This is a genomic window from Rhizobium azibense, from assembly GCF_004342325.1.
In the GTDB taxonomy this organism is placed as follows: Bacteria; Pseudomonadota; Alphaproteobacteria; order Rhizobiales; family Rhizobiaceae; genus Rhizobium; species Rhizobium etli_B.
Map to the genome: position 1 here is coordinate 341666 of NZ_SMBJ01000003.1, position 15439 is coordinate 357104.

A 15439-nucleotide genomic window follows, 5' to 3' on the forward strand; every position below is an offset into this window, starting at 1 on the left:
GCATAAGCCACCCGCCGTCGAAAGACGGCGGGTTTTTCGTTCGGATTTTTGAAATCAAAGGGCGCTGCGCACCGCCTCTATGACCCTTGCCACCGACGGCTCGCCCGCGTGGCTCTCCTTGCGGGCGCGCACGAGGCAGGCTTGCGAGCGCAAGATCACACCGTCGTTCAACACCCGCAGATGGTTCGCCCGCAAGGTGGAGCCCGTCGACGTGATGTCGACGATGATATCGGCCGAGCCGGAGGCCGGGGCCCCTTCCGTCGCGCCAAGGCTTTCGACGATGCGATAGAGCTGGATGCCATGCTGGCTGGAGAAGAACTGCTGCGTCAGCCGCCAATACTTGGTCGCGATGGTCAAACGGCGGCCATGGCGGGCACGGAAGTCCGCCGCGACATCACCGAGATCGGCCATGGTGTCGACATCGAGCCAGATCTCAGGAACGGCAACCACCACGTCGGCGCGGCCGAAACCGAGGCGGGCGCTGAATTCGACGCGCTTGTCGGCTTCCGCCAACCCTTCGCGCACCAGGTCTTCCCCGGTCACGCCGAAATCGATGGTGCCGCTGCCAAGTTCGCGGGATATTTCTGTGGCCGACAGGAAGGCGATCTCGACGTCGTCCCAACCTTCGACACGGCCGCGATAGGAGCGGTCGTTGCCGACGGCGATGATCCTCATGCCGGCGCGCTCGAAAAGTGCGGAGGCATCGTCCTTCATCCGGCCCTTGGAGGGCAGCGCGATGGTGATGGTCATGGGGCCGCCCTTTCCGTTTCGATGCGGTCGAGCCAGAGCGAGAATCCAACGGCCGGAATACGATCCTTGGCGCCCAGCAGCGTCAACAGCCTGTCGAAGCGTCCGCCGCCTGCGAGCACGGCGGACGAACCCTGGATGCCCACCTCGAAGACAAGGCCGGTGTAATAATCGAGCGGGCGACCGAAGGCTGCGCGATAATCGATGGAGCCGAGGTCGATCCCGGCATTGCCGAGGGCGGCTACCCTGCCATCGAAGCGAGACAGCGCATTGCCGAGCTTCAATCCGGCCGCATCGGCAAAACCGGCCAGAGCAGCCGACGCATTGATGAGCGGCACCCTCAGCGACAGGAACTCTTCGAGCACGCGGAAGGCCGCATCATCGAGGCGCGTTTCGGAAAGGACCAGCTTCTCCTTCAGCCGACGGGCGATTTCAGCCGGGGAGCGGCTGGCATTCGAGGAATAGCCTGTTCTGTTCATCGTCGCGTCGATGTGGGCGATCAGCGCCGCCTCGTCGCCGGCGGTAATCAGCCGTGCGACATCGTCATCGAGGTCGGTCACGAATTGGGGACTGACGAGGCTCGCAAGAAGCGCTTCAAGCTGGCCCATACTGCCAAAGGCGTGGATCAGCCGCTTTTGCCATCCGAGCGGCAGGCCGAGCGCCTGGACCACAGCTTCGAAGACAGCCTGATCGCCCAGCGTGACCGTGATGCGTTTGCCAGGAAGAAGCCGCGCCAGGATGCCGGTCGCATCGCCGACCGCGCGGGCGTCGGCGCTGGCGATATTGATGTCGCCAAGGTCTTCGATGCCTGCCTGATAGAATTCGTTTCCACCCTCGCGGCGCTGGCGAAAGACTTCGCCGAGATAGGAATAGCGTTTCGGCGTGCCGGTTGCCGTCTCGATGTGGCGGATGCAGACGGGAATGGTAAATTCCGGCCGCAGGCAGAGGCTGGCGCCGGTTTCGCTTTCCGTCATGAAGATGCGGCGGCGCAGGTCTTCGCCGGCAATGTCGAGGAAGGGCTCGGCCGGCTGGATGACCGGCGTGTCGATCCGCTCCGCCTTGCGGGCGGCAAATTCGTCCAGGAGGTCGTTGGCGAAATCGGGGAGGTTGATCAGGGCCATGGGCTGGCTCCCAGATAAAGATCCCTCCCCAACCCCTCCCCACAAGGGGAAAGGACCAGGCCGCAGCGATTGCCGAACGAGGAAAACGGCCAAGTCGACCAAGCGAAGGCTGCGTTGGGAAGGACAGCAGGGCTCAAAGCCAATGGCCCTTGCGGTGAGAGGAAAAAATCACCCATTGCCGCCCGCCCTTGCGCGATCCTCCGCCTGAGCCGCCAGTATTTCCCTCACCTTGGCCACAAGATCGGCCTCGGCGACGGTCTCCTGCGCCACCCGCGCCTCGCGCCAGCTGGCATTGTCCTCGATCTCGCCGGACAGGCGCTTGCCTTCGATCAGGTCCTTGATCTGCGCGACGCCTTGCGCACGCTCGTCGCCGCCCTGGATGATGGCGATCGGGCAGCCGCGGCGGTCGGCATATTTCAGCTGGTTGCCGAACTTCTTCCAGTTGCCCTGGAACATTTCGGCGCGGATGCCGGCAGCGCGCAGCTCTTGCGTCATGCGCTGGTAGCGGCCCAAGGCATCCATGTCCTGGCCATCCATGACTGTGACGAGCACCGGCTCGATGACCTCCCTCTGGCCAAGCTTGCCGAGGTTCTTCAGCGCCGTCATCAGGCGCGAAACGCCGATCGAAAAGCCGGTTGCTGGAACCGGCTGGCCCATGAAGCGGGAGACGAGACCGTCATAACGGCCACCGCCACCGACCGAGCCAAAGACGACCTTTTCACCCTTTTCGTTGGTCACGTCGAAGAGCAGTTCGGCTTCGTAGACCGGGCCGGTGTAGTATTCTAGGCCGCGCACGACGGAGGGGTCGATCTTGATGCGATCCGGACCGTAGTCCGCTGCTTCAACCAATTGCCAAATCTGCTTTAGCTCAAGAACCCCCTCAATGCCTTTAGGAGAATCTTTGAAGTTGTTGTGAAGCGTGTCAAAAATAGCCCCTACGTCAACCTGGTCACCGGCCACTGGGTTTTGCACCAACGGGTGAGAACCGAGCGCCGTTTCTGCCGTTTGCAAGATACTGATGAAGTCAAGTAATCGATCAATCTGCTGCGGCGTCAGCCCCGCACCCTTGGTGAAGTCACCAGATTCATCCTTTCGGCCTTCGCCGAGCAGCAGCCGCACACCCTCGGGACCGAACTTGTCGAGCTTATCGATGGCGCGCAGCACGTTGAGGCGCTGTCCTGCCTTGTCCTCGTCGCCGAGGCCGATCGCCTCCAGCACTCCATCCAGAACCTTGCGGTTGTTCACCCGGATCACATAATCCCCGCGCTTGATTCCGAGGGCTTCCAGCGTATCGGCCATCATCATGCACATTTCGGCATCGGCCTGCACGCCTGGCGCGCCGACGGTGTCGGCATCGAACTGCATGAATTGGCGGAAGCGGCCGGGACCCGGCTTTTCATTGCGGAACACGTAGCCGGCGCGATAGGTGCGGTAAGGTAGCTGGATCTCGTTGAAATTCTCTGCGACGTGGCGGGCAAGCGGCGCCGTCAGGTCGTAGCGCAGGCTCATCCACTGGTCGTCATCGTCCTGCAGCGAGAAGACACCCTCGTTCGGGCGGTCGCTGTCGGGCAGGAACTTGCCGAGCGCGTCGGTATATTCGAAGAGCGGCGTTTCGACCGGATCGAAACCATAATGCTCATAGACCTCGCGTATCCTTGCGATCATCTCGTTGACTGCGCGGATATCGGCGGCCGAACGGTCGACGAAGCCGCGCGGCAAGCGAGCCTTGAGCTTTTGTGGTTTCTTCTGCTTCTCGTTCATTTCCAACGCATTCCGCTCAATCGTGACAGTGGCGGTTTCCTAGCGGATTGGAAGGATAGCGGCAAGGGCTCAGGGACTTGAAGCGCAAGGCAGAATCGAAGATCGAAGGGCAGCCCACCTAATGGGCGGGAACGACCTTAACATCTTAGCCCGCTTGAAAGCGGAGGATTTTCCGAGCGGGCGCCAAGCTTTGCCCAAAGTATCCCTTCAACGCAGAGCCGCTGCCCTTCCTCCACGATCCGGGCGCGTCCACGGTTCCCCCGGCGCGGCGCGGCAAGTCTCAGGAAGCGGAGATCGCAGACATGAATGCCTGGCTGAAAGCCCGCGGCAATGAGCGTCATCAGCAAAAACGCCGGCGCTTCCCGCACCGGCGTTTCAGTTCGCCGTTCTTAGGCGTTCGGCTCAAACGGTTCCGGCCGGCGGGCCGCACCCTGGCGCGACAGCATCCAGCCTGGATATTCCGGTGCCAACGCACTGACCCTATCGAGGTTCTCCATGTCGCCAGCATCGAGCTTCAGCCTGACGGCGGCAAGGTTTTGGTCGAGCTGATCGATGCGCTTGGCGCCGATGATGACGCTGGTCACGAATGGTTTTGCAAGGACATAAGCGAGCGCAACGGTTGCGACGTTGCTGCCGTGCTTCTCGGCAATTTCGCGCATGACGGCCACACAGGCCCAGGCCTTTTCCCTGTCCACTGGCGGAAAGTCGAAATTGGCGCGGCGGCCTTCGCCGTTGCCTGGCGCGCCGGGGCCAAACTTGCCGGAGAGTAAACCGCCTGCGAGCGGCGACCAGACCATCAGGCCGATCTTCTCCTCATTCATCAGCGGCACGATTTCCCGCTCCAGATCGCGACCGGCGATGGAGTAGTAGGCCTGGACGGTTTCGAAACGGGCCAAGCCGCGGCGCTCGGAAATGCCGAGCGCCTTGGCGATCCGCCACGCCTGCCAGTTGGAAACGCCGATATAGCGCACGAGGCCACGCGAGATGAGATCGTCGAAAGCGCGCAGTGTCTCGTCGATCGGGGTGACGGGATCGGTTGCGTGGATCTGGTAGAGATCGATATGGTCCGTCTGCAACCGCTTCAGACTGGCCTCGACAGAATCCATGATGTGACCGCGCGATGCGCCGCGATCGTTCGGCTTGTCGCCCATCACGCCGTAAACCTTGGTGGCGATGACGACGTCCTTGCGCGGAACATCGAGGTTCTTTAGCGCCTGGCCGAGCAGCCTTTCTGATTCACCGGAGGAATAGACATCTGCGGTGTCGATGAAATTGACGCCGGCAGCGAGCGAGCGCTCAACGATCTGGTCTGCCGCCTTCTGGTCCACATCGGCAATGGAACCCCACATGGTGCCGCTGACCGCCTCGCCGAAAGTCATGGTGCCGAGGCAGATTTCCGAGACAAAAAGTCCCGTATTTCCGAGTTGATTGTATCGCATGGAGAAATTTCCTTGTGTCGGCCGCAAGCGGCCGCTTGCGGACTGCTGAACCGATTTTTTTGATTGTTGGCCCGCACATGTCAGGCACAGCCGGGGGCTGGCTGCAGGTGGGCGATAGTTACCTAATGCCGATCATCTGCTTTTCAACGCCAATGCACGGTGCTGCGACGAAAAAGCAAAAGCCCTTGTCTCGACGCAGCCGCTCAATAGATTGCTTCATGGATTGCAGGAGCTTGAGATGAGCACACATGCGCTGACGACTATCGGCTTCGATGCCGATGATACGCTCTGGCAGAACGAACAATATTACCGGCTGACCGAAGCGCAATTTAGGGAAATGCTCGCCGATTTCGCCGAGGGTCCGAAAATTTCGGAGCGTCTACTGGAGGCAGAGAAGCGCAATCTCAGTCACTATGGCTTCGGCATAAAGGGCTTCACGCTGTCGATGATCGAGACAGCAATCGAAATCACCGAAGGCAAGGTGCCAACGAGCGTCATTGCCCAAATTCTCGATACGGGCCGCGATCTTCTGTCCCATCCGGTCGAGACAATGCCGCATGTGCGCGAGACGCTGGAAGAGCTGTCTGGAAATTACCTGCTCGTGCTGATCACCAAGGGCGACCTGTTCGACCAGGAACGCAAGCTCGCGCAGTCCGGCCTCGGCGATTTCTTCGATGCAGTCGAGATCGTCTCGGAGAAGTCCGCGGTCACCTATCGCCGGATTTTCTCGAAGGTCGGAGATGGTCCGGAGCGGGCGATGATGGTCGGCAACTCACTGAAATCCGACATCGTGCCGGCGATTGCCGCCGGAAGCTACGGCGTCTTCGTGCCGCATGAACTGACTTGGGTTCTGGAGCACGTCGACGAACCCAAGGATGCGCCACGCTTTCGCAAGATCGCCCACCTTGGCGAGCTTGGCAGCTTGCTCGGCGAACTGTCTTGACCTATTCGTCGGTGCCGGATTTCGAGGGTGCAGGCCGAAAGAGTGAAGGGCGCTCCGGCTCTTGCGGTGTGGCGGGCTGCGGCTCGCCGACTGGCTGCGGCTCGATCAGCAGCGTATACGGGGCTCCCAGACCACGGCGTGGCGAGACCTTGGAATAATAGGGCCGCAAAAACCACGTGGTGTTATCCTTTACGATCACATCAAGCGTCGTGCCGTCCTCGTCCGTCCCGAAGAAAGCTTCGTCATCCGTCTTCGAAAGATCGAAAATCGCAAGAAACGCGAACTGGCTCTTGGTCGTGAAGCTGATCTTCACACGCTGACCGGCCCGCACTGGCAGAGTATAGACATCGCTGTTGCCGAACTTGGTCCAGCCTTTGATCTGCATTGTAACGGCCGGGAACTGCAGCTTCTCGAGCTTTTCGCCAGGGTCGAGTTGCGGCGCCTGAGCAAGTGCCGCCGTGGTAAACATCAGGACTGCCGCAACGGTTCGGACCCACACTTTCACGGGCGTACCAATGCCGCGCGCATCGCCTCCACTTCGACACGACAGAAGCAGCCTTCGATATGATCGTTGACGAGACCCATTGCCTGCATGAAGGCATAAACTGTGGTCGGACCGACAAAGGTCCAGCCGCGCTTCTTCAAATCCTTCGATATCCTTACCGATACCGGCGTCGTCGGATTGGCGGCAACATGCTGGCGGTCGACGAGGGCCGGACGTTCGTGCAGTTGCGGCTCATAGCTCCAGAAATAATGCGCGAGCGAACCGAATTCTGACCTCAAAGCAATCGCGTGCCGTGCATTGTTGATCGTCGAGACGATCTTGCCGCGATGGCGCACGATGCCGGGATCGTTCAGGCAGCGCTCGATATCCCGCTCGTCGAAGAGCGCAATCTTTTCGAAATCGAAGCCCGCAAAGGCAGCGCGGAAATTCTCGCGCTTGCGCAGGATCGTCAGCCAGGAGAGGCCAGACTGAAAACCCTCGAGGCAGATTTTCTCGAAGAGGCGGATATCGTCGGTGACCGGCCGGCCCCATTCCTCGTCGTGATAGCGCATGTAGTCGGGGAGATTTGCGTGCCAATGGCAGCGGCTCTTGCCGTCGTTGCCGGTGATGATACCCGATTCGCTCATTCTTCTTCGCCGCTCCTGCGCTCAGAATCCGGCTTTACCATTTAGAAACCTTGTTTCCAAACCGAAGAGTAACCCTGACGAAAACTTTATCGCGAAGGCCGGCTTTTACTGAATCGATCTTTACCATTCGCTGGCTGGATGATGGCAGCATTCTGTCAGGCAGAAATGCCGCCCTCATGCATTCTCGGTCATTTGTAGAGAGTCCGTCCGATGATGAAATCCGTCTTGATTGCCGCCGGCCTGATCGGCCTTCTTGTCTCGCCGGCGCTCGGCGACGATCGATATGCGAGCCGCCCGCCGGTTGTTCTCAGCCCCGATCTCACTGCGCCGTGGCTCAACCAGCTCGGTGGCGGCAGCGTTCGTCCCGTCGTCTACCAGCGCCCGGCCGTGCAGCAGCGCGGCTTCTTCCAGCGCCGGTTCTTCCGCCGGGCGCCGGCCGTGCAGCAGGTTGCGGCCGTTCGTCCCGGACTACCGGTGATCCGCCATCAGATCGAGCCGCAATATCTGCCGCAGATGGTCGATTACGAAACCAAGGAAAAGCCGGGCACGATCGTCATCGACACCAACAACCGCTTTCTCTATCTCGTGATGGCAAACGGCAAGGCCCGGCGATATGGCGTCGGCGTCGGCAAGCCGGGCTTCGAGTGGGCCGGCGCGCACAAGATTACCCGCAAGTCGGAATGGCCGGCCTGGACGCCGCCTTCCGACATGATCAGTCGCGAAGCCGCGAAGGGCCATTACCTGCCTGCGCGCATGGATGGCGGCCCAGAGAACCCGCTTGGCGCGCGCGCCATGTATCTCGGCTCGACGCTCTACCGTATCCACGGCACCAACGCGCCCTGGACGATCGGCAGCGCCGTCTCGTCCGGGTGCATCCGGCTGCGCAACGAAGACGTGGTCGACCTCTACGAACGCGTCAACGTCGGTACGCGGGTTATTGTCATCTAACGCCGGGATTCAGCCGGCCCCACACTCGAAAAGTGCAATGCAGGGGCAACCGATCTTGAATCGGGCTGAAGTTCAGGTAGCTTCAGCCCGATCTTGCTTTTGAGGGGAATCGATCATGCTGAAAGTCGCCTCCGGCCTTGTGGCCGCCGGCATTGCCTTTTCCATCGCCATAACGCCCGCCATTGCCCGACCCGCCCACGATGCCGCGCCGGTCGTTCACGTTGCGCAGTCGAAGTTCGTCAAGCCGCAGTATAAGCGCAAACTCGTGCGGCTTGTGACCGACGAGGCACCGGGGACGATCATCGTCGATACCAACAACAAGTATCTCTACTTCGTCGAGTCGAAGAACCGCGCCACCCGCTACGGCATCGGTGTCGGCCGTGATGGATTCGGCTGGTCGGGCGTCGTCAGGGTTGGCCGCAAGGCCGAGTGGCCGAGCTGGACGCCTCCGGCCGAGATGCGCATCCGCGAAGCCCGCAAGGGTCATATCATTCCCGCCTTTCAGGAGGGCGGCGAGGACAATCCGCTCGGCGCGCGCGCCATGTATCTCTACAAGGGCGGACGCGACACGATTTTCCGAATCCACGGCACCAATCAGCCCTGGACGATCGGACTCAACATGTCTTCCGGCTGCATCCGAATGATGAATAACGACGTCATCCACCTTTATTCGCGCGCGCCGGTCGGCACGAAGGTGATCGTCATCGGCCCCGGCAACAAGCAAGGCAACGTCGCTTTCCAGGACAGGGGCATCGACGTGCTGCGCACCATCTTCGGTGGTGGCTGATAACTGATATGACGGGCGGCCTTGTGCCGCCCTTTTCATATTGACATCAGGCAAGATTGTTGCGGCCTGTTCAAGCCGTGACGCCTCACTTGGATCCGCAGCTGACCTTGCCGCTGGCGGTGAACGGCTTTCCGTCGCCACTGACCATCAGCCCGTAGGTGCCCGAAAAGGTCTTCCCGCGGCCCTCGGCCAGGATGACGAGGCTGAGTGACTGGTCCTTGGCATCTTCGCTGCCATCATCGAAAATCTCGAGGCGAAGTTCACCGTCATGCGACCAGCGGTTCGTGAGTTTGCTGGAATCGAATACGCGTTTCCTGAAGACCTCGGGAACCGATTCGTTCTTGACGATCAGCGCGCCACGGAAATGATTGAGTCTGTGGCCAGCCTCATCCTGAAAGCCACTTTCGATCGTGAACCGCGCGCTACTATCGTCCGTGGAGCAAAAAAACCGGCTGTCGGCGTGAGCGGCCCCTGCCGCGCCGAGCAGACCTGCAAGCGATATGATTGTACGCCGCATAGCGCCGAACTCCGTGACCGGCCGAAAACCGGCCCGACTCACGATAGCGGAAAACCTCTTAATTTTTGCGGTATATCGCCGCCATATGCCCAATCAAGCAGTTCAACGGTATGCAGTATCGGGATCGCCGTACCGGTCGCGATCTGCGTGATGCAGCCGATATTGCCGGTCGCAATCACATCCGGCTTCGTCGCCTCGAGATTCTTCACCTTGCGCACCTTCAGTGCCGCGGAGATATCCGGCTGCATGATGTTGTAGGTTCCAGCCGAACCGCAACAGAGATGGCCTTCGGCCGGATCGCGCACCGTGAAGCCGGCCGCCTTCAGAAGCTGTTTCGGCGCCATGGTGATCCTTTGGCCATGCTGCATGGAGCAGGCAGAGTGGTAGGTGACCGTCAGGCCCTTCGGCGCATTGGCAGGCAGGTCGAGCGATGCCAGGAACTCCGTGATGTCCTTGGCCAATGCCGCCACGCCTGCTGCCTTTTGTGCATAGGCGGGATCAAGCCGGAGCATGTGACCGTAGTCCTTGATCGTAGTGCCGCAGCCGGAGGCGGTGATGATGATCGCGTCCAGGCCACCCTTCTCGATCTCGCGCGTCCAGACGTCGACATTTGCCCGTGCGCTTGCAAGCGCCTGCCCCTCGCGGCCCATGTGATGCACCAGCGAGCCGCAGCAGACCTCGCCGGCGGGCGCTACGACCTCGATGCCGAGGCGCGTCAAAAGCCTGATCGCCGCCTCGTTGATCGCGGGATCGAGAACCGGCTGAGCGCAACCCGTCAAAATAGCGACCCTGCCCCGCTTTTGCGCCCTCGCAGCATAAGTTCCCGGCATCGAGAAGGGCGATGGCGCCGGAATCTGTTTCGGTGCAAGTGCCAGCATCGCGGCAAAGGGCTTCAAGGCCGGCGCACGCATCAGCCCCTGGAGCGGCCTGGCGAGCTTCGCAAGCTTCAACGCCAGGCGGAAGCGGCCCGGATAGGGCAGCACCGCCGCCAGGATGGCGCGCGTGAACCGGTTCATGAAAGGACGCTTATAGGTCTTTTCGATATGGGCCCGGGCGTGATCGACCAGATGCATGTAGTCGACGCCGGAGGGACAGGTCGTCACGCATGCCAGGCAGGAGAGACAGCGGTCGATATGTGTAACCAATCTGGCATCCGCGGACCGGCCGTTTTCCAGCATGTCCTTGATGAGATAAATGCGGCCGCGCGGGCTATCGAGCTCGTTGCCGAGCGTCACATAGGTGGGACAGGTCGCGGTACAGAAACCGCAATGGACGCATTTGCGCAGAATCTTCTCGGATGCGGCGACGTGCGGATCGCTTAGCTGCTCGGCGGTGAAATTGGTCTGCATCAGGCAGCTCCCGGCATTGGGCAGAAATACCCGCCTTTGTCCTTCCCGACGTTTCGCGCACAAGGAGGATCGGATGGGACGGCCCTGCCGTCGAAGTTGGACCAGAGTGGAAAGAGCGCACGCGATGCATTGCCAGTCTCCTGCCTTCTGGGGGAGATGTCCCCTCGGAGCAGGCGGGGCTGCTGCCACAAGCGGATAACGGCCATCATATCACCCCATCTTTCCCTGATTGAGTATTCCTGCCGGATCGAACTTCTCTTTCACCCGCGCCGACAGCTGCGCGACGGCTTCGGGTTGCGGCTGGAACGCCGAAATGGCAGCGCGCGCCGGCTCGGTTGCCCGGATCAGCGTGGCGTGGCCGCCGCCCAGCGCCTTGATGAAACGGCGGATGAGCTGCGCTTCCGCATCAGCCTCCATCCGCATCCAGACCAGACCGCCTTGCCAATCGTAGAAGGCGTCGACGCCGGCTTCGAGGCGGAGGGCGGCGACGAGCTGGTGACCGATGGTCGGAGCGACGGAGATGCGCCAGACCGGGCGCATTGTTTCATCGGCATAAGGAAGCACGTCGCGTATCTCGTGCCAGAGCTGGCGGCTTTCGGGATCGGCCAATCTTGCGACCGTGCCGAAGCCCGACATCGCCGACGCCAGCTTTTCAGCACGCGCTTCAACGGAGGCAGGCAGACCTTCGATCCTCAGAGCGGTCGCCCCGCCTTCGGCAAGCTTGCCGCCCAAAAATTTAAAGGTGACGGTCAAAGGAAGGTGGGCCGCACCTGTAACCTCGACCGGCTGCGCCATCGCCGAAGCCATCGCAGCGGCTGCTTCCGCATCGTTGAGGCCTGAGATGACCATTGTCTCTTCCGTTTTCGGGCGCGGCGGCACGCGGAAGGTGACCTCCGTCAGCAAGCCGAGCGTGCCGTGCGAACCGGCCAGCAGCTTGACGAGATCGAGGCCTGTGACATTCTTCATCACCCGCCCGCCCGCCTTGACGATCTCGCCCCTGCCGTTGACGAAGCGGATGCCGAGCAGGCTGTCGCGTGCCGCCCCTGCTACGAAGCGGCGAGGACCGGAGACGTTAGCGGCAAAGACGCCGCCGATGGTCGGCTCACCGGACGTGCCCATGACCGGGCGGTGGTCCATCGGCTCGAAAGCCAGCATCTGTCCATTTTCCGCGAGCGCCGCCTCGACCTCTGCAAGCGGTGTACCGGCGCGCGCGGTCATGACCATCTCGCCGGGATTATACGAGACGATGCCCGTCAGACCGGTCGAACGCAGCCGGTCCTTCGTCGGAACAGAATTTCCTAACCCCGAGCGGGTGTTGCCGCCGCATATGGCAAGCGCCCTACCGGCGGCCGCGTGTTCACGAATGATCGAGGCTGCGGCCTCTTCCGTCTTAGGTAGAAAATCGTTCATAAGGCCACGCGCCCATCAAGCGGGAAGACCTTGGACGGATTGAGCAGCCAGCCCGGATCGAAGGCGGCGCGCACGGCCATCTGCTGAGCGAGATCCACGTCGGAAAACTGATGCCGCATCAGGTCGCGCTTTTCGATGCCGACGCCGTGTTCGCCGGTGAGACAGCCCCCGGCATCGACGCAAAGCTTCAGGATGTCGTTTCCGGCGGCCTCGGCTCGCGCTGCGTCCTGCGGGTCGTTGGCATTGAAAAGGATCAACGGGTGCATGTTGCCATCGCCCGCGTGAAAGACGTTTGCGACGCGCAGTCCGTAGCGATCAACGATCTCCGAGGTCTTCTTCAACACATGGGAAAGCTGGCTGAGCGGCACCGTCCCGTCCATGCAGATATAGTCGGCAATCCGCCCCGTCGCCCCGAAAGCGGATTTGCGACCTTTCCATATCTGTGCCGCCTCCGTCGCCGACTGGCTCTCGCGAATGGATGTCACGCCATGACGGCGGGCGATCTCGACGATGTTCTTCAAAATGCCGTCCATCTCCGTCTCGGAGCCTTCGACCTCGACGATCAGCAGCGCACCGGCATCGAGGGGGTATCCCGCATGGGCGAAGGCCTCGCATATCTCGATTGCCGGCTTATCCATGAACTCGATCGCCACTGGAATGATGCCCGCCGCGATGATATCGGCAACGCAGGAACCGGCTTCCTCGGAACTTTCGAAGCCGAAGAGCACCGGCCGCGCACCCTCGGGCTTCGCGATCAGGCGAACCGTCGCTTCGGTGACGATGCCGAGCTGTCCCTCATGGCCGCAAACCAGGCCCAGCAGGTCGTAACCTCCCGCATCAAGCGCCTTGCCGCCGAGCTCGATCACCGTTCCATCCGCCAGCACCATCTTCACGCCGAGCAGGTTGTTGGTCGTGACGCCGTATTTCAGGCAGTGCGCACCGCCGGAATTCATACCGATGTTGCCGCCGATCGTGCAGGCCAGCTGCGAGCTGGGATCGGGCGCGTAGAAGAAACCATCCGCGGAGACGGATTCGGAGATATTCAGGTTCGTGACGCCCGCCTGGACGACGGCTGCCCGGTTTTGATAATCGATTTCCAGAATGCGGTTCATCTTGGAAAGCCCGATCACGACCGCATCCTCCTGCGGGATGGCCCCGCCTGAGAGCGACGTGCCCGCCCCGCGCGGCACGATCGGAATGCCGTAGCGATGGCAGTATTTCATCACGGCTGCGACTTCGACGGTGGTGCATGGCAATGCGACGGCAAGTGGCACCCGGCGATAGGCAACGAAGGCATCTGTTTCGAAGGGCACGAGTTCTCGCGCCTCGTGAACGAGACATTCGGGCGGCAGCAGGTCGACGAGATCATCAACGATCTGGCGGCGGCGGGCCAGCACATCGGCGCGCGGAGCGAGAAAACTGATGGCCTCGGACATGGCGCGCTTCCTTCAAACGAATGGCGGCGAAAACCGGCGCGTCCTCCACGACAACCGGCTCTTTGGCTTAGCACTTTCCCGAAACTGGCGCAAATGCTAGGCATTTATGCCAAAAGGGAAAAAGTCTAGAACCGCTATGACAAATCTGGGTGATCTCGAGATATTTGCCAAGGTCGTTTCGACCGGCAGCATGTCGCTTGCCGGACGGCTGCTCGGCTTCTCGCCGGCCGTCGTTTCCAAGCGCATCAAACGGCTGGAAGACAGGCTTGGCACACGTCTCTTGCAACGCACGACCCGCCAGATTTCGTTGACCGAGGCCGGCCAGGGTTTCTACGATCGCGTGCTCGGCATTCTCGCCGGGCTGGAGGAAGCCGAATATTACATCTCCGGCCGCTCGGCGATGATGCACGGCACGCTAAAGATATCGGCACCCACGTCGTTCGGCCGCATGCATATCGCGCCGCATCTCAAGGCGTTCATGGATGAACACCCACAGCTTGCGATCAACCTCGTGCTGACGGATGAACTAAGCGATATCGTCGGCGGCGGCTTCGACCTGGCTATCCGCATTGCCGAACTCACCGATTCCAGCCTCGTCGCTCGAAGACTCGCGCCGGTCCGGCGCCTGCTTTGTGCCGCCCCTTCCTACCTCAACATGCATGGGACGCCCCAAGCCATCGACGACCTGAAGAACCATCGCTGTCTGCCGGCGCACAACAATGACGTATGGCGGCTTGAAGGACCGGGCGGCGCGATGAGCCTTCGGCCAGAGGGCATGCTCGTTACCAATTCCAGCGAGGTAATCCGCGAGACGGTGATCGCAGGGCTCGGCATCGCGCTGCGTTCCACCTGGGATATCGGCGATGAACTCAAGAGCGGCAACCTCGTGCAGGTGCTGCCAGACTATGAGGGTTCCCGCAATCTGGCGCTCTCGGCAGTTTACCCCAGTCGCCAGTTTTTACCGGCCAAGGTCCGCCTTTTCATCGACTATCTCGCCGACCTCTACGGTCCGGTTCCGTACTGGGAACTTTAGGCGAGGCACGAGAGTTGAGCAGCAGAAGACATAGCCGCCATATTTGGGAGAATTCGGAGGATAAGATTTCCCGGCATTGAATGAGACGTCCGCCGGCGTCATATTGAACAGCTGTGCAAGGACGGAATCAGAACACGATCTGACGGAATTTCGAAGCGGAACGGCAACGAATTTCCTTATTCGAAGTATAGATCGTGTCCCTTACCGTCAAACGGCGCATGGACCGTGCAAGCTTTCCGTGCGAAGCTTACATTAGTGATTCCTGAGGCAGACTTAAAGGTGACCCGACAATTGACGATTCTAGCCCGACTGGCTTCTGATGTGCAGCTAATGTTCCGTCGTCCGCCGCGACTGCAATATGCTGCGCTCTGCTACCGGGTGAAGAAGAAGACCGGTGAGGTCGAGGTTCTCTTGATGACGAGCCGCGATACGGGACGCTGGGTCATCCCAAAGGGCTGGCCGATGAACGGCAAGCGCTCCTATGAGGTAGCGGCCCGTGAGGCCCTTGAGGAAGCGGGCGCGCGCGGCGCCGTCGAACACGAGCCACTCGGCTCCTATACCTATCCGAAGATGCTGAAGGACGGGTTGAAAGTAACCTGCAAGGTCCAGGTCTACGTGCTTGAGGTCACCGATGTCGTCAAGAACTTCAAGGAAAAGGGCGAACGTGTGATCGAGTGGGTATCCTGCGACGAGGCGGTCAAGCGTGTCAACGAGCCCGAGCTTCGCGATCTCTTCCTACTCTTCAAACGAAGGATGGGCGAGCGGCCTCAGGCAAGCTTGCCCAGGCAGATTCCAGCGGAATGATTCCTGCCTTCTT

15 protein-coding genes are annotated in these 15439 nt (G+C 61.0%); 5 read left to right on the top strand and 10 right to left on the bottom strand.

All coding sequences use genetic code 11. The features are described 5' to 3' along the window. Positions 1-54: 54 nt before the first annotated feature. From hisG to EV130_RS09240, 4 genes are all read right to left on the bottom strand, one after another. Positions 55-750 carry an ATP phosphoribosyltransferase gene (gene hisG / locus EV130_RS09225; protein ID WP_074060363.1) on the bottom strand — a complete coding sequence of 232 codons (696 nt, stop codon included), beginning with the start codon at positions 748-750 and terminating at the stop codon, positions 55-57. Continuing rightward, positions 747-1868: an ATP phosphoribosyltransferase regulatory subunit gene (locus EV130_RS09230; RefSeq protein WP_074060362.1), complete on the bottom strand. Its 1122-nt coding sequence runs from the start codon at positions 1866-1868 to the stop codon at positions 747-749. The genes hisG and EV130_RS09230 overlap by 4 nt, the downstream gene beginning before the upstream one ends. Positions 1869-2036: 168 nt before the next feature. Next, positions 2037-3629, bottom strand: a complete 1593-nt coding sequence (gene hisS / locus EV130_RS09235) for a histidine--tRNA ligase (RefSeq protein WP_074060361.1) — start codon at positions 3627-3629, stop codon at positions 2037-2039. A 389-nt stretch (positions 3630-4018) separates the two neighbouring features. Next, a complete protein-coding gene (locus tag EV130_RS09240; protein WP_132551991.1) occupies positions 4019-5068 on the bottom strand; it encodes an aldo/keto reductase in 1050 nt (349 codons plus the stop codon). 238 nt (positions 5069-5306) lie between these two features. On the opposite strand from EV130_RS09240, the gene EV130_RS09245 reads away from it, so the two are divergent. Beyond that, positions 5307-6011 carry an HAD family hydrolase gene (locus EV130_RS09245; RefSeq protein WP_074060358.1) on the top strand — a complete coding sequence of 235 codons (705 nt, stop codon included), beginning with the start codon at positions 5307-5309 and terminating at the stop codon, positions 6009-6011. Between the two features lies 1 nt (position 6012). On the opposite strand, the gene EV130_RS09250 is transcribed toward EV130_RS09245, so the two are convergent. Continuing rightward, entirely contained in the window at positions 6013-6480 is a 468-nt protein-coding gene (locus tag EV130_RS09250) for a PPC domain-containing protein (RefSeq protein ID WP_132660073.1), read from the bottom strand. Between the two features lie 32 nt (positions 6481-6512). Further along, the gene (locus tag EV130_RS09255; protein WP_074060356.1) at positions 6513-7142 is read right to left on the bottom strand and encodes a DNA-3-methyladenine glycosylase I; all 630 of its coding nucleotides are present in this window, start codon (positions 7140-7142) and stop codon (positions 6513-6515) included. 210 nt (positions 7143-7352) lie between these two features. Between EV130_RS09255 and EV130_RS09260 the strand changes: the two genes are divergently transcribed. Together EV130_RS09260 and EV130_RS09265 are read left to right on the top strand one after the other, a co-directional pair. Further along, on the top strand, positions 7353-8090 hold the full coding sequence (locus EV130_RS09260) for a L,D-transpeptidase (RefSeq protein ID WP_074060355.1): 738 nt from the start codon (positions 7353-7355) through the stop codon (positions 8088-8090). 115 nt (positions 8091-8205) lie between these two features. Continuing rightward, on the top strand, positions 8206-8877 hold the full coding sequence (locus EV130_RS09265) for a L,D-transpeptidase (RefSeq protein WP_132551990.1): 672 nt from the start codon (positions 8206-8208) through the stop codon (positions 8875-8877). Positions 8878-8962: 85 nt separating this feature from the next. Here the strand turns inward: EV130_RS09265 and EV130_RS09270 are convergent, their stop codons facing one another. From EV130_RS09270 to EV130_RS09285, 4 genes are all read right to left on the bottom strand, one after another. After that, positions 8963-9394 (bottom strand): hypothetical protein, encoded by a 432-nt coding sequence (locus tag EV130_RS09270; RefSeq protein ID WP_074060353.1) that lies wholly within the window; start codon positions 9392-9394, stop codon positions 8963-8965. A 38-nt stretch (positions 9395-9432) separates the two neighbouring features. After that, complete coding sequence (gene glcF, locus EV130_RS09275; RefSeq protein ID WP_074060352.1) at positions 9433-10743, bottom strand: glycolate oxidase subunit GlcF; 1311 nt, start codon at positions 10741-10743, stop codon at positions 9433-9435. 210 nt (positions 10744-10953) lie between these two features. Next, positions 10954-12153, bottom strand: a complete 1200-nt coding sequence (gene glcE, locus EV130_RS09280) for a glycolate oxidase subunit GlcE (protein WP_132660075.1) — start codon at positions 12151-12153, stop codon at positions 10954-10956. Continuing rightward, a complete protein-coding gene (locus EV130_RS09285; RefSeq protein WP_132660077.1) occupies positions 12150-13589 on the bottom strand; it encodes an FAD-linked oxidase C-terminal domain-containing protein in 1440 nt (479 codons plus the stop codon). Before EV130_RS09285 ends, glcE begins: the two co-directional genes overlap by 4 nt. 136 nt (positions 13590-13725) lie before the next feature. Here EV130_RS09285 and EV130_RS09290 point away from each other — a divergent pair, with 136 nt between their 5' ends. Together EV130_RS09290 and EV130_RS09295 are read left to right on the top strand one after the other, a co-directional pair. Then, complete coding sequence (locus EV130_RS09290) at positions 13726-14622, top strand: LysR family transcriptional regulator (protein WP_074060348.1); 897 nt, start codon at positions 13726-13728, stop codon at positions 14620-14622. Positions 14623-14913: 291 nt separating this feature from the next. After that, positions 14914-15426 (top strand): NUDIX hydrolase, encoded by a 513-nt coding sequence (locus EV130_RS09295; protein ID WP_074060347.1) that lies wholly within the window; start codon positions 14914-14916, stop codon positions 15424-15426. Positions 15427-15439: the final 13 nt, after the last annotated feature.

Bases quoted from the DNA above. Each gene is read 5' to 3' on its own strand.
- hisG (WP_074060363.1), bottom strand. From the start codon at position 750: ATGACCATCACCATCGCGCTGCCCTCCAAGGGCCGGATGAAGGACGAT.
- EV130_RS09230 (WP_074060362.1), bottom strand. From the start codon at position 1,868: ATGGCCCTGATCAACCTCCCCGATTTCGCCAACGACCTCCTGGACGAA.
- hisS (WP_074060361.1), bottom strand. From the start codon at position 3,629: ATGAACGAGAAGCAGAAGAAACCACAAAAGCTCAAGGCTCGCTTGCCG.
- EV130_RS09240 (WP_132551991.1), bottom strand. From the start codon at position 5,068: ATGCGATACAATCAACTCGGAAATACGGGACTTTTTGTCTCGGAAATC.
- EV130_RS09245 (WP_074060358.1), top strand. From the start codon at position 5,307: ATGAGCACACATGCGCTGACGACTATCGGCTTCGATGCCGATGATACG.
- EV130_RS09250 (WP_132660073.1), bottom strand. From the start codon at position 6,480: ATGTTTACCACGGCGGCACTTGCTCAGGCGCCGCAACTCGACCCTGGC.
- EV130_RS09255 (WP_074060356.1), bottom strand. From the start codon at position 7,142: ATGAGCGAATCGGGTATCATCACCGGCAACGACGGCAAGAGCCGCTGC.
- EV130_RS09260 (WP_074060355.1), top strand. From the start codon at position 7,353: ATGATGAAATCCGTCTTGATTGCCGCCGGCCTGATCGGCCTTCTTGTC.
- EV130_RS09265 (WP_132551990.1), top strand. From the start codon at position 8,206: ATGCTGAAAGTCGCCTCCGGCCTTGTGGCCGCCGGCATTGCCTTTTCC.
- EV130_RS09270 (WP_074060353.1), bottom strand. From the start codon at position 9,394: ATGCGGCGTACAATCATATCGCTTGCAGGTCTGCTCGGCGCGGCAGGG.
- glcF (WP_074060352.1), bottom strand. From the start codon at position 10,743: ATGCAGACCAATTTCACCGCCGAGCAGCTAAGCGATCCGCACGTCGCC.
- glcE (WP_132660075.1), bottom strand. From the start codon at position 12,153: ATGAACGATTTTCTACCTAAGACGGAAGAGGCCGCAGCCTCGATCATT.
- EV130_RS09285 (WP_132660077.1), bottom strand. From the start codon at position 13,589: ATGTCCGAGGCCATCAGTTTTCTCGCTCCGCGCGCCGATGTGCTGGCC.
- EV130_RS09290 (WP_074060348.1), top strand. From the start codon at position 13,726: ATGACAAATCTGGGTGATCTCGAGATATTTGCCAAGGTCGTTTCGACC.